General features: G+C 70.9%; 10 protein-coding genes and 2 pseudogenes. 9 read left to right on the top strand and 3 right to left on the bottom strand.

From position 1 onward, the window contains the following. Window positions 1–152 (top strand): annotated as a pseudogene (locus tag Tfont_RS14820) (IS481 family transposase); the annotation flags it as partial. A 207-nt stretch (window positions 153–359) separates the two neighbouring features. Here Tfont_RS14820 and Tfont_RS14960 read toward each other — a convergent pair. The 3 genes and pseudogenes from Tfont_RS14960 to Tfont_RS10635 all read right to left on the bottom strand — a co-directional run. Next, window positions 360–458: pseudogene (locus tag Tfont_RS14960) on the bottom strand (prepilin-type N-terminal cleavage/methylation domain-containing protein); the annotation flags it as partial. A gap of 3 nt (window positions 459–461) precedes the next feature. Next, on the bottom strand, window positions 462–911 hold the full coding sequence (locus Tfont_RS10630; RefSeq protein ID WP_143969414.1) for a type IV pilin protein: 450 nt from the start codon (window positions 909–911) through the stop codon (window positions 462–464). A gap of 142 nt (window positions 912–1,053) precedes the next feature. Continuing rightward, complete coding sequence (locus Tfont_RS10635; RefSeq protein WP_143969415.1) at window positions 1,054–2,679, bottom strand: benzoate-CoA ligase family protein; 1,626 nt, start codon at window positions 2,677–2,679, stop codon at window positions 1,054–1,056. 212 nt (window positions 2,680–2,891) lie between these two features. Here Tfont_RS10635 and Tfont_RS10640 point away from each other — a divergent pair, with 212 nt between their 5' ends. The 8 genes from Tfont_RS10640 (at window position 2,892) to Tfont_RS10675 (ending at window position 12,558) form a co-directional block, all read left to right on the top strand. Further along, a complete protein-coding gene (locus Tfont_RS10640; protein ID WP_143969417.1) occupies window positions 2,892–3,884 on the top strand; it encodes a helix-turn-helix transcriptional regulator in 993 nt (330 codons plus the stop codon). 130 nt (window positions 3,885–4,014) lie between these two features. Continuing rightward, complete coding sequence (boxC, locus tag Tfont_RS10645; RefSeq protein ID WP_260682363.1) at window positions 4,015–5,685, top strand: 2,3-epoxybenzoyl-CoA dihydrolase; 1,671 nt, start codon at window positions 4,015–4,017, stop codon at window positions 5,683–5,685. A 90-nt stretch (window positions 5,686–5,775) separates the two neighbouring features. Continuing rightward, window positions 5,776–7,203, top strand: a complete 1,428-nt coding sequence (gene boxB, locus Tfont_RS10650; protein ID WP_143969420.1) for a benzoyl-CoA 2,3-epoxidase subunit BoxB — start codon at window positions 5,776–5,778, stop codon at window positions 7,201–7,203. After that, entirely contained in the window at window positions 7,203–8,516 is a 1,314-nt protein-coding gene (gene boxA, locus Tfont_RS10655; protein ID WP_068608670.1) for a benzoyl-CoA 2,3-epoxidase subunit BoxA, read from the top strand. Before boxB ends, boxA begins: the two co-directional genes overlap by 1 nt. A 118-nt stretch (window positions 8,517–8,634) precedes the next feature. Continuing rightward, window positions 8,635–9,195 carry a DUF3305 domain-containing protein gene (locus Tfont_RS10660; protein WP_143969453.1) on the top strand — a complete coding sequence of 187 codons (561 nt, stop codon included), beginning with the start codon at window positions 8,635–8,637 and terminating at the stop codon, window positions 9,193–9,195. Further along, window positions 9,192–9,815 (top strand): DUF3306 domain-containing protein, encoded by a 624-nt coding sequence (locus Tfont_RS10665; protein WP_143969422.1) that lies wholly within the window; start codon window positions 9,192–9,194, stop codon window positions 9,813–9,815. Before Tfont_RS10660 ends, Tfont_RS10665 begins: the two co-directional genes overlap by 4 nt. Further along, window positions 9,812–11,926 (top strand): 4Fe-4S dicluster domain-containing protein, encoded by a 2,115-nt coding sequence (locus tag Tfont_RS10670; protein WP_143969423.1) that lies wholly within the window; start codon window positions 9,812–9,814, stop codon window positions 11,924–11,926. Before Tfont_RS10665 ends, Tfont_RS10670 begins: the two co-directional genes overlap by 4 nt. A gap of 11 nt (window positions 11,927–11,937) precedes the next feature. After that, window positions 11,938–12,558 carry a TorD/DmsD family molecular chaperone gene (locus Tfont_RS10675; RefSeq protein WP_068608676.1) on the top strand — a complete coding sequence of 207 codons (621 nt, stop codon included), beginning with the start codon at window positions 11,938–11,940 and terminating at the stop codon, window positions 12,556–12,558. Window positions 12,559–12,576 lie beyond the last annotated feature (18 nt).

Below are 12,576 nucleotides of genomic sequence, written 5' to 3' on the forward strand. Positions count from 1 at the left end.
CCCTCTTGCGCTACGCTTGGCTCTACAACCACCATCTGCCTCAGACTGCCCTCGATGCCCGCACGCCCATGCAGGCCATGAAGGACTGGTATCGGCGAAGATCGGATTTGTTCCAAAAGCGACCCCACAATCATCCGGGACATGACATATAAGCATGGCGTTGCGGGTGTGCGGGAGGAGCAAGGGTAAGTCGGGCTCAACCATACTGCCCAGTCTTGTCCGGTGGAGCTCAGCAAATATATGTCGCTGGACGTTTTGAGTGCCGCAGCCCGTCCGACCCGGGCGAGTTGATACGCGGCTTCCGCTGCGCTTTCGACCCGCCGTTCTGCCAACATTCTCTGGAAGGACGGGAACGCGACTGTCGCGAGAATGGCTAATACCGCGACCGTTATCATCAGCTCTACCAACGTCAGGCCCCGGAATCGGCCTGACGCCGCACTGGGGGGGGGTGGCGGCAGCCATTATTTCTTCCAACACGATGCCGGCGATGGTGTCGCCGCGGCGCCACTGACAACCATGGTGATGGTTGGGCAATCGGTGTCGCTTGCTTGACTGGTACCAGACGCAGGCGTGGCAGTGACGGTGTATCCCGTGGCAGATTGTCCGCTGATGGCGACGGTGTAATAGCCGTCGGGGGAGGCGTTCGACGTGATGCCCAGCGTGGCGAGGTCGCCGGCATAAGCGGGGTTGTTGGCCCGGTACCTTTCCTGCGCCAGTTGCACGCGTGTGATGGCGGCCACGGCGTCGGCGCGGCGCGCCTCGCGAACATAACGGGTATAAGAAGGATACGCAATCGCCGCCAGAATGCCGATGATGGCCACGACGATCATCACTTCGATCAGCGTAAAGCCACGGGCGCGCGTCGGGCGCTCGGCCCGAGAGGGGGTATGGGGGAATAGGGTCGGTTCCATGGCGCAGTATTTTGGTGATTTCAGCTTACTGCGCGCGCGCCACCGCGCGGTGATCGGCGGACCAGCGGCGCGGGGCGCCCGGCGAACGGTGGCTGCCCCGTCGTCGGACTCGTATCGGCGTGTATCGGTGTACTGGGGGCGCTCAGGAGGCGGGATGCGCGGCCTCCCGCTCCCGCAACCGAAAGCGCTGGATCTTGCCGGTGGCGGTCTTGGGCAGCTCGGGTACGAATTCCACGTACCGTGGGTATTTGTAGGGCGCCAGGTGGGCTTTGCAATGGGCCTGGATGTCTTCGACCGTGGCGTGGGCGCCCGGGCGCAGCACGACGAAGGCCTTGGTCTTGGTCAGGCCGTCGGCGTCGGTTTTGCCGATCACGGCGGCTTCCAGCACGGCGGGGTGGCGCACCAGGGTCGCCTCCACTTCGAACGGCGAGACGTAGATGCCGCTGACTTTGAGCATGTCGTCGTTGCGGCCGGCGTAGATGTAGCGGCCGCTGGCGTCGCGCGTGTATTTGTCGCCGGTGCGCGTCCAGGCGCCCTGGAAGGTCTCGCGCGATTTGTCGCGGTTGTTCCAGTACATCAGCGCGGCGCTGGGGCCGCGCACGTACAGGTCGCCGATGTCGATGGAGCCGTCCGGGTTGGCGGGCAGCGGGCGGCCGTCTTCGCCGCGGATTTCCAGCTCGTAGCCGGGCACCGGGGTGCCGCTGGTGCCGTAGACGACGTCGCCGGGGCGGTTGGAGCAGTAGATGTGCAGCATCTCGGTGGAGCCGATGCCGTCGATGATTTCGGCCCCGAAGTGCGCCGTCCAGCGCTCGCCGATGTCGCGCGGCAGCGCCTCGCCGGCGGAGGAGCACAGGCGCAGTGCCACCTGCTCGCGCGGCGGCAGGTCCGGGTGCGCGAGCATGCCGCCGTAGCCGGTGGGCGCGCCGTAGAACACGGTCGGGCGTTGACCCGCCAGCGTGGGCGTGCGCCCGGTCAGGCGGGCGAACACCGCTGGCGGGGTGGGGCGTTCGGCCATCAACACCGCCGAGGCCCCCACGCTGAGCGGAAACGTCAGCGCGTTGCCCAACCCGTAGGCGAAGAACAGCTTGGCCGCCGAAAACACCCGGTCGTCGGCCGTCAGGCCCAGCACGGGGCGGCCGTACAGCTCGGCCGTCCAGTAAAGGTTGGCATGGGTATGCACCGTGCCCTTGGGGCGGCCGGTGGAGCCGGAGGAGTACAGCCAGAAGGCCGGCTCGTCCGCAGCGGTGTCGGCGGGGGCGCCGTCCGCTGCCTGGTGCGCCAGCCAGGCGGGCCACGGATGACAGGGCACGCCGGCCGCGTCGGCGGGCAGCGGGTCGCCGGGGTGCGAGACGACGATGTGCCGCACCTCGTGCGCACCCGCGTCAAGCGCCTGCGTCAGGGTGGGCAGCAGCGGGGCGGACACCAGCACCGCCTGAGCCCGCGCGTGCCGCAGTTGATAGGCGTAGTCGTCGGCGGTCAGCAGCGTGTTGACGGCCACCGGCACCACGCCAGCGTACAGACAGCCCAGAAAGCCCACGATCCAGTCGGCGCTGTCGTGCATCAGCAGCAGCACGCGCTCTTCGCGCCGCAGATCGAGGGCGCGCAGGCCCGCCGCGCAACGGCGCACGCGCTCGGCGAGTTCGCCGTAGGTCACGGTCTCGTGGTCGTCGATGAGGGCCGTGCGTTCGGGCCACGCGGCATTCAGGGTCAGCAGGTGTGCGGCGAAGTTGAATCGTTCGGGCGGCGCCGGGGGCAGGGTGGCGGACATGGCGGGGTCTCCTCGGTCGTGGGGTGGTTGTGCGGGGCACATGCAGCGGCATGCTGTTCAGGCCCCGGGATTGCGGGTATAACTGCACGATCGTGCCTGTGTCGCAGTATGTACTAAACTGCATGTTGTGGTGGATCGATAGACTTGGGGTTTTCCCGATTCGATGCGGTCGATGGCAGGCCGAGCTGCCGATGCAACCCCACGAGAACGACATGTCGCCCACGTCTGACGCCTTGCGCCCGCCCGAACCCCTGACCGAGGTGCGGCCGGATGCGGTGTTGCAGCTCACCCTGCCCGTGGGCACAGAGCCCGAGGCCGACCCGGCCGGGGGTGAGCCGCGGGTGCCGTTTCTGGTGGCGCTGGGCGAGCGTGTGCGCACTCTGCGCTCGCGCCGCGGCATGACGCGCAAGGCGGTGGCTCTGGCGGCCGATGTGTCGGAGCGGCACCTGGCCAACCTGGAGTACGGAGCGGGCAATGCGTCCATCCTGGTGTTGTTGCAGGTGGCGCGGGCCTTGCAGTGCTCGCTGGCGGAGCTGCTGGGCGATGTCAGCACCTCGTCGCCGGAGTGGTTGCTGATCCGCGAGCTGCTGCAGGGCCGCGACGAGGGCGAGCTGCGGCGCGCGCGCCTGAAGCTCGCCGAGCTGTTCGGCTCCACCGGGGTCGATGCCACGGGTCGCCAGTCGCGCATTGCGCTGATCGGTTTGCGCGGCGCGGGCAAGTCCACGCTGGGCCGGCGGCTGGCCGAGGCGCTTGGCTACCCCTTCATCGAACTGAGCCGCGAGATCGAGCAGTTTGCCGGTTGCAGCATCAGCGAAATCCACAACCTGTACGGCGCGACGGCCTACCGGCGCTACGAGCGCCGGGCGCTGGAGGAGGCGATCCAGATCTATCCCGAGGTGGTGATCGCCACGCCCGGCGGCCTGGTGTCGGACTCGACCAATTTCAATCTGTTGCTGCAGCACTGCACGACGGTGTGGCTGAAGGCCGATCCCGTCGATCACATGCGCCGCGTCGCCGCCCAGGGCGACCTGCGCCCCATGGCCGCCAGCGCCGAGGCGATGGAGGACCTCAAACGCATCTTGGCGGGGCGCTCGGCCTTTTATTCCAAGGCGGATTTGACCGTGGACACCAGCGCCCAGCCGCTGGAGGAAACCTTCGTGCGTCTGCGCGACGGCGTGTACGCGCTGCTGCACCGCGACAGCTGACCGGCTCTACGGGTTTGTCCTAGTCCACGGACGCCATGGCGGGGCTTGTGTGGGCGGGGATATGCACTATGATGCGCATCAGGCATGCAGCGAAATGCATGTTGATGCCCCCCGAATGCAGGACCCCGCCATGACCCAGAATCCCAACACCAACCCGGTCGTCGATTACCAGACGCACCCGACCCAGTACCGCCATGTGCGCCTGAGCGTGGAGGGGGTGATCGCCATCCTGGCGCTCGACATCGACGAGGACGGCGGGCTGCGGCCGGGCTACAAGCTCAAGCTCAACAGCTACGACCTGGGTGTAGACATCGAGTTGCACGATGCGCTCAACCGCATCCGCTTCGAGCACCCGCAGGTGCGCACCGTGGTCGTGACGAGCCTGAAGGACCGGGTGTTCTGCTCCGGTGCCAACATCTTCATGCTCGGGCTGTCCAGCCATGCGTGGAAGGTGAATTTCTGCAAATTCACCAACGAGACGCGCAACGGCATGGAAGACTCCAGCCGCCACGATGGCCTGAAGTTTCTGGCGGCGCTCAACGGCGCCTGCGCGGGGGGCGGCTACGAGCTGGCGCTGGCCTGCGACGAGATCCTGCTGGTGGACGACCGCTCGAGCGCCGTGAGCCTGCCCGAGGTGCCGCTGCTGGGCGTGCTGCCCGGCACGGGCGGGCTGACGCGCGTGACCGACAAGCGCAAGGTGCGCCACGATCTGGCCGATATTTTTTGCACCAGCGTCGAAGGGGTGCGCGGCCAGCGTGCGGTGGACTGGCGGCTGGTGGATGCGGTGGCCAAGCCGGCGGTGTTTGCCCAGGCGGTGCGCGAGCGTGCCGAGCGGCTGGCCGCCCAGAGCGACCGTCCGGCCGACGCGCGCGGGGTGGCCTTGCCGCCGCTGCAGCGCACCTGGGGTGCGGACGGCGTGACCTACCGGCACGTCGAGGTCGCAATCGACCGGGCCCGGCGGGTGGCGACGCTGACCGTGCGCGCGCCGGCCGGGCCGCAGCCCACGGACATCGCGGGCATCGAGGCCGCCGGCGCCGACTGGTGGCCGCTGGCCATGGGACGGGAGCTGGACGACGCCATCCTGCACCTGCGCACCAACGAGCTGACCATCGGCACCTGGGTGCTGCGCACCGAGGGCGATGCGGCGGCGGTGCTGGCCTGCGACGACGCGCTGCAGGCGCATGCGGGCCATTGGTTCGTGCGCGCCACGACCGGCTTGCTGCGGCGCACCCTGGCGCGGCTGGACGTGTCGTCGCGCAGCCTGATCGCTTTGCTGGAGCCCGGGTCGTGCTTTGCCGGCACGCTGGCCGAACTGGCCTTTGCGGCCGACCGCAGCTACATGCTGGTGCTGCCCGACGCGCCCGAGCGCGCCCCGCGCCTGACGCTGCACGACGCCAATTTTGGCCGCTACCCCATGGTCAACGACCAGACCCGGTTGCAGCGCCGCTTTTACGACGAGGCTGCGCCGCTGGCCGCGGCCCAGGCGGCGATCGGCCGCGCGCTGGATGGCGACGAGGCCGCCGCGCTGGGGCTGGTGACCGCCGCGCTGGACGACATCGACTGGGCGGACGAAATCCGCCTGGTGCTGGAGGAGCGCGCGGCCATGTCGCCCGATGCGCTGACCGGCCTGGAGGCCAACCTGCGCTTTGGCGGCCGCGAGACCATGCTCACCCGCATTTTTGGCCGCCTGTCGGCGTGGCAGAACTGGATCTTCCAGCGCCCCAATGCGGTGGGCGACAAGGGCGCGCTGAAGGTGTACGGCAAAGGCGACAAGGCCCAGTTCGATTGGAATCGCGTCTGAGGCGCGAGCGCGTTGTGCGGTGGGTTTCCCGGTGGAGCCAGCCGCAACCGAACGACAGTCCACCGCAGAGATCCGCAGCAGGAGCACACCATGTCGAGCATCAACTACAGCGAAAAAATCCCCAACAACGTCAACCTGGCCGAAGACCGCACCTTGCAGCGCGCGCTGGAGCACTGGCAGCCCAACTACCTGCAGTGGTGGCAGGAGATGGGGCCCGACGGCTCGCAGAACTTTGACGTCTATCTGCGCACGGCCGTCAGCGTGGATCCGCAGGGCTGGGCGCAGTTTGGCTACGTCAAGATGCCGGACTACCGCTGGGGCATCTTCCTGAACCCGGCGGAGCAGGGGCGCAAGATCCACTTTGGCGACCATCTGGGGGAGGACGCTTGGCAGGACGTGCCCGGCGAGCACCGGGCCAATCTGCGCCGCATCATCGTCACCCAGGGCGACACCGAGCCGGCGTCGGTGGAGCAGCAGCGCCACCTGGGCCTGACCTGCCCCAGCCAGTACGACCTGCGCAACCTGTTCCAGGTCAACGTGGAGGAGGGGCGCCACCTGTGGGCCATGGTGTACCTGCTGCACAAATACTTTGGCCGCGACGGCCGCGAGGAGGCCGAGGCGCTGCTGGAGCGCCGCTCGGGCGAGGCGGACAACCCGCGCATCCTGCAGGCCTTCAACGAGAAGACGCCCGACTGGCTGAGCTTCTTCATGTTCACCTACTTCACCGACCGCGACGGCAAGTTCCAGCTCTGCGCGCTGTCCGAATCCGCCTTCGACCCGCTGGCGCGCACCACCAAGTTCATGCTGACCGAGGAAGCCCACCACATGTTCGTGGGCGAGTCGGGCGTGGGCCGCGTGATCCAGCGCACCTGCGAGGTGATGAACCAGCTCAAGACCGATGACGTCGGCCGCATCCGCGCCGCGGGGGTGATCGATCTGCCCACCATCCAGCGCTACCTGAACTTCCACTTCAGCGTCACCATCGACCTGTTTGGCGCCGACCAGTCGAGCAATGCCGCGACGTTCTACAGCGCGGGCCTCAAGGGCCGGTTCGAGGAGGGCAAGCGCACCGACGACCACCGCCTCAAGCACGACACCTACCGCATCCTGGACGTGGTGGACGGTCAGCTCGTCGAGAAAGAGGTGCCGATGCTCAACGCCCTCAACGAGGTGCTGCGCGACGACTACATCAAGGATTCGATGGGCGGCGTCGATCGCTGGAACCGCATCATCGAGAAAGCGGGCATCCCCTTCCGCCTGAAGGTGCCGCACAAGGCCTTCCACCGCAACATCGGTACGTTGGCCGGCGTCAAGGTCAGCCCGGATGGCCGCGTGGTCAGCGACGCCGAGTGGAACGAGCGCGTGGCCGAATGGCTGCCCACCGCGGAGGACCGCGCCTACGTCGCCAGCCTGATGGGCCGCGTGGTGGAGCCGGGCAAGTTTGCCAACTGGATCGCGCCGCCGGTCATGGGCATCAACCGCCAGCCGGTCAACTTCGAATACGTGCGGTTCAACTGATGGACGCCCCCGCCACCGTCGTGCAGCAGCACCTGATCGACCCCGAGATCTGCATCCGCTGCAACACCTGCGAAGCGACGTGTCCGATCGGGGCGATCACGCACGACAGCCGCAACTACGTGGTCGATGCGGACAAATGCAACGCCTGTATGGCGTGCGTGCCCCCGTGCCCGACGGGGGCCATCGACAACTGGCGCGTCGTGCCGCGCGCGCGCACCTACACGCTGGCCGAGCAGCTGGGTTGGGACGAGCTGCCCGCCCCGCTGAGCGAGGAGGCGCTGGCGGCGCTGGGCGGGGACGCCCAAGCCGCCGCGGCCGAGGCGCAGGCAGTGGTGGAGCGCGCGGTCCAGGCGTCCGCGGCTTCGGCCACGGTGGAGCCCCAGGCGGCGGCGTTGACGGGGGCGGCGCTTGGGGCGACGCTTGGGGCGACGCTGCCACCGTGGTCGGCCGCTCACCCCTATACCCATCTGTACGGGCCGCGCGCCGCACGCAAGTCGGTGCGCGCCACCTGCGTCGGCAACCTGCGCGTCACCGAGGTTGGCTCCGACTACGACACGCACCACATCGTGCTGGATTTTGGCGACATGCCGTTTCCGGTGCTGGAGGGGCAGTCGATCGGCATCATCCCGCCGGGCACCGACGCGCAGGGCCGGCCGCACCATCCGCGCCAGTACTCGGTGGCCAGTCCCCGCAACGGCGAGCGCCCGGGGCGCAACAACCTGTCGCTGACGGTCAAGCGCGTGCTGGCCGACCCCCAGGGCCACCCCGTGCGCGGGGTCGCATCCAACTACCTGTGCGATCTGCAGGTCGGTGACACGGTGGAGGTGATCGGCCCGTTTGGCAGCAGCTTCCTGATGCCGAACCATCCGAAGAGCCACCTCGTGATGATCTGCACCGGCACCGGCAGTGCGCCGATGCGGGCCATGACCGAGTGGCGCCGCCGCCTGCGCGCCAGCGGCAAGTTCGAGGGCGGCCGGCTGCTGCTGTTCTTCGGCGCGCGCACGCCGCAGGAGCTGCCGTACTTCGGCCCGCTGCAGAAGCTGCCGCGCGACTTCATCGACATCCACTTCGCATTCAGCCGCGTGCCGGGGCAACCCAAGCGCTACGTGCAGGACGCGATGCGCGAGGCGGCGGCGGAACTGGTGCCGTTGCTGCAGGACCCGGATGCGTATTTCTACGTCTGCGGCCTGCGCGCGATGGAAGAGGGCGTGCTGCTGGCGCTGCGCGACATCGCCACCGGCGCCGGGCTGGACTGGGAGGCGCTGGCCGCCGACCTGCGTGAGCGTGGCCGGCTGCACCTGGAGACGTATTGACCGCGACAGCGTCGGGGGCGGGATTTGCGCTACATTGCGCGGCGTGGAGACCCCCTCGACCTCCGTCAGCGATTCCCCCGATGCGGCTGATCGCCCCAGCCTGCGCACCGGCGTGGTGATGCGCCGCGAGCCGGTCCGCGGCCCGATGGCGCGCTGGCAGCCGTGGCGCTGGGTGCTGGCCGACGTGCAGGTGCTGCAGGCACCCGCGGGCTTGGCGACCGCCACGTGGCCAGTAGCGGCCGACGAGGCCGGCCCGGTGCCTCTGGAATCGGCGGCTGGCGCCGCTGTGCCCGCGGGAGCGCAGCACTGGGGCTTTGCCGGCCTGCCGGTGACGCTGCACCCCGAGGATGCGGAGGGCTACCTGCTCAACGTCACCGCGCCGGCGCCGTGCTTCTGGGTGCTGTGGCGCGAGCCGGAGGCCGACGACGGCCTGCCGCAGCCGCTGATCGTCACGTTGAGCTACCACGACGCCGGCCGCTGGCTGGACGCGCAGGAGCGCGTCGACCAGGTGCCGGCCCCGGCGGACGTGGTGGCGTGGCTGGCCGACTACGCCCACCGCCACCACCGGCCGGAGCCCAAGCGCCGCGCCCGGCCGGCGAGCTTTCAGCCGCTGACCGACCGCTTCGGTCAGCCGGCGCGCATCAGCACCGGCGCGACGCGCCGCGGAGGCCCGGCATGAGCGCCGACGGCGAGGGCTTCCTTTCCCGCTGGTCGCGCCGCAAGGCGCAGGCGCGCGCCGGGGTCGTGCCGCCCGAGCCGCTCGATCCGCCCGACCCGGCGACAGTGGCGCCGGTCTCCGCGCCGGTCGCCGGACACGACGCTGCGTCCGAGGCCCGGCCTGCCGCCGCGCCGCCGGGGGATCAGACGGCCCGCGCCGGCGCGCCGGACGGCGCGGCCGCGCCCGCGAACCTGCCTGGCCCCGCCGAGCCGCTGCCGACGCTGCAGGACGCGCTGCGCCTGACGCCCGAGGCCGATTTCCGCCCGTTCGTGCGCCCCGAAGTGGCGCCCGAGGTGCGCAACGCCGCGCTGCGCCGGCTGTTCGCCGACCCGCACTTCAACCAGATGGACGGGCTGGACGTCTACATCGACGACTATTCCCGGCCCGACCCGCTGCCGGCCGCGCTGGCGCGGCGCATGGTGGCGGCGCAGTTCATGCGGCTGTTCGACGAGCCCAAGGAAGCCGCCGGCGACGGCCCCGCCGTCCTGGCGGCAGCCCCTGCCTTGAATGACGGCACCGCGTCCGACCCCGCCCCCGCCGCGGCGCCCGTCGTGGCGCCGCCGTCCGAGCCTGCCCGATGACGATCCTCGCCTGCACCTGCAACCGCACGCAACCGATCGACGAGGCCGCCCTGGCGCGCGCGCTGGGCGAGCCGGTCGCGCTGCACCACGCGCTGTGCCGGCGCGAGGCGGCGGCGTTCCAGCGCGCCGCGCGCGACGATGCGCCGCTGACGGTGGCCTGCACGCAGGAGCAGCGGCTGTTCGCCGAGCTGGCCGAGGCCACCGAGGGCGTGCCGCCGGCCGACGTGCGGCCGATCCGCTTTGTCAACGTGCGCGAGACCGGCGGCTGGTCGCGCGACGCGCGCCACGCCACGCCGAAGATGGCCGCGCTGCTGGCGGCGGCGCGCCTGCCAGATCCGGAGCCGGTGCCGACGGTGCGTTACGACAGCGGCCGCGCGCGGCTGCTGGTGATCGGCCCGCTGGAGGCGGCGCAGGGGCTGGCCGAGCGGCTGGCCGACGTCTGGCAGGTGACGCTGCTGGGCACCGGCGGCGCGCTGGCGCAGGCGCACCGCTTTCCGGTGCTGGCCGGCCGTGTCATGGGCCTCACCGGGTGGCTGGGCGCCTTCACGCTGCGCTGGGTGGACGACAACCCGATCGCGCTGGACCTGTGCACGCGCTGCAACGCCTGCGTCGCCGCCTGCCCGGACGGCGCCATCGGTCTGGACTACCAGGTCGACCTGAACGCCTGCCGCGCGCACCGCGACTGCGTGCGCGTCTGCGAGGCGCCGGGGGCGATCGACTTCGCCCGCGAGGCCGAGCCGCAGCAGGCCGAGTTCGACGCCGTGCTGGACCTGCGGCCGGCGCCGGCCTTCACGCAGCACGCGCCGCCGCAGGGCTACGTGCACCTGCCGCCGGGGCTGGACGCCGAGGCGCGGCTGGCGCGCCTGTGGGTGCTGCGCGAGCTGGTCGGCACGTTCGACAAGCCCCGCTTCTTCCGCTACCAGCAGCGCCTGTGCGCGCACGCCCGCAACGAGAAGGTCGGCTGCCAGGCGTGCGTGGAGGTGTGCTCGGCCAGCGCGATCCGCAGCGACGCCGAGCGCCAGCGCATCGTCATCGAGCCGCACCTGTGCGTCGGCTGCGGCGCCTGCAGCACCGTGTGCCCGAGCGGCGCGCTGACGTTCGCCTACCCCGACCCGGCGCACCAGGGCCGGGCGCTGAAGACGCTGCTGGCCACCCACCGCGCCGCCGGCGGGCGCGACGCCGCGCTGCTGCTGCACAGCCAGGGCGCCGGCCAGCGGCTGCTGGAGGACTGGGGGCGCGCCGCGCGGCTGGACACCGGCGTGCACGGGGTGCCGGCGCGCGTGATCCCGTGGGCGCTGTGGCACACCGCCAGCACGGGGCTGGAGCTGTGGCTGGCGGCGATCGCCTGGGGCGCGAGCCAGGTGTGGCTGCTGCTGACCGACGAGGAGGCGCCGCAGTACGCCGAGGCGCTGCGCGCGCAGATGGCGGTGGCGCAGGCGATCCTGCACGGGCTCGGCTACCGCGGCGAGCACCTGCGCCTGCTGCAGGCGCGCGACGCGCGCGACCTCGCCGCGCTCGATGCGGAGGTGCGCTCGCTGGCGCCGGCGCAGGGCGTGGCGCAGCCGGCGACGTTTGCGGCGCTGGCCGACAAGCGCGCCACGCTGGAGCTGGCGCTGGAGCACCTGATCGCCCACGCCCCGGTGCGCCCGGCCGACGGCGTGGTGGCGCTGCCCGCGGCCGGCGCGCCGCTGGGCACCCTGCAGGTGAACCCCGACGCCTGCACGCTGTGCATGAGCTGCGTCGGCGCCTGCCCGGCCGGCGCGCTGCAGGACAACCCCGCCGCGCCGCAGCTGCGCTTCATCGAGAAGAACTGCGTGCAGTGCGGCCTGTGCGCGCGCACCTGCCCGGAAAAGGCCATCACCCTGCAGCCGCGCCTGTGGCTGGACGCGCGCCGGCGCGAGCCGCGCGTGCTGCACGAGCAGCCGCCGTTTCACTGCGTCCGCTGCGGCAAGCCGTTCGGCACGCTCAAGGGCGTGGAGACGATGCTGGCGCGCCTGAGTGCCCACCCGATGTTCCAGGGCGCGGCGGCCGAGCGGCTCCGGATGTGCGGCGATTGCCGCGTCATCGACCTCCACACCAGCAGCCACGAAGTCAGGATCACCGACCTGTGACGACCCCTCCCATGGCCGAATCCGCCCTGCCGTTTCCCACCCGCGCCTTCGACGAGGAGACCGCGCGCGCCGAGCTGTACGGCCTGCTGGCCGCGCTGCTGGCCGCCCCGCCGGCCGACGAGCTGCTGGCGCGCCTGCGCGTCGCCGTGACCGAGGCGCCGGCGCGCGGCGGCTTCCTCGAGGCGCCGTGGCAGGCGCTGGTGGCGCAGGCGCGCGCGCAGTCGGCCGAGCAGGTGCGCGACGAGTACGAGGCGCTGTTCGGCGGCGTCGGCAAGCCGGAGGTGGTCCTGTACGCCTCGCATTACCTGAGCGGCTTCCTGAACGACAAGCCGCTGGCGGCGCTGCGCGGGGAACTGGCCGCGCTCGGCCTGGCGCGCGCCGAGGGCGTCAGCGAGCCGGAGGACCACCTCGCTTTCCTGTGCGAGGTGATGCGCTTCCTGATCGCCGGCGACGACGCCGAGGTCTGCAACCTGGCGCGCCAGCACGCCTTCTTCGCCGCCCACCTGCACCCGTGGGTGCCGGCGCTGTGCGACGCGCTGCAGGCGCATCCGGCGGCGCGCTTCTACGCCGCGCTGGCGGAGCTGCTGCGCGCCTTCGTGCAGGTGGAGGCGCAGGCCTTCGAGATGGCGTGAGCGCGGCGGCGCGCGCGG

Origin of the sequence: Tepidimonas fonticaldi (assembly GCF_007556755.1) — a bacterium.
GTDB classification, from domain to species: domain Bacteria; phylum Pseudomonadota; class Gammaproteobacteria; order Burkholderiales; family Burkholderiaceae_C; genus Tepidimonas; species Tepidimonas fonticaldi.

Excerpts from the sequence above, each read along its gene's own strand:
- Tfont_RS10660 (WP_143969453.1), top strand. The coding sequence starts at position 8,635 with ATGCGCCGCGAGCCGGTCCGCGGCCCGATGGCGCGCTGGCAGCCGTGG.
- Tfont_RS10675 (WP_068608676.1), top strand. The coding sequence starts at position 11,938 with ATGGCCGAATCCGCCCTGCCGTTTCCCACCCGCGCCTTCGACGAGGAG.
- Tfont_RS10635 (WP_143969415.1), bottom strand. The coding sequence starts at position 2,679 with ATGTCCGCCACCCTGCCCCCGGCGCCGCCCGAACGATTCAACTTCGCC.
- Tfont_RS10665 (WP_143969422.1), top strand. The coding sequence starts at position 9,192 with ATGAGCGCCGACGGCGAGGGCTTCCTTTCCCGCTGGTCGCGCCGCAAG.
- boxA (WP_068608670.1), top strand. The coding sequence starts at position 7,203 with ATGGACGCCCCCGCCACCGTCGTGCAGCAGCACCTGATCGACCCCGAG.
- boxC (WP_260682363.1), top strand. The coding sequence starts at position 4,015 with ATGACCCAGAATCCCAACACCAACCCGGTCGTCGATTACCAGACGCAC.
- Tfont_RS10670 (WP_143969423.1), top strand. The coding sequence starts at position 9,812 with ATGACGATCCTCGCCTGCACCTGCAACCGCACGCAACCGATCGACGAG.
- Tfont_RS10640 (WP_143969417.1), top strand. The coding sequence starts at position 2,892 with ATGTCGCCCACGTCTGACGCCTTGCGCCCGCCCGAACCCCTGACCGAG.
- Tfont_RS10630 (WP_143969414.1), bottom strand. The coding sequence starts at position 911 with ATGGAACCGACCCTATTCCCCCATACCCCCTCTCGGGCCGAGCGCCCG.
- boxB (WP_143969420.1), top strand. The coding sequence starts at position 5,776 with ATGTCGAGCATCAACTACAGCGAAAAAATCCCCAACAACGTCAACCTG.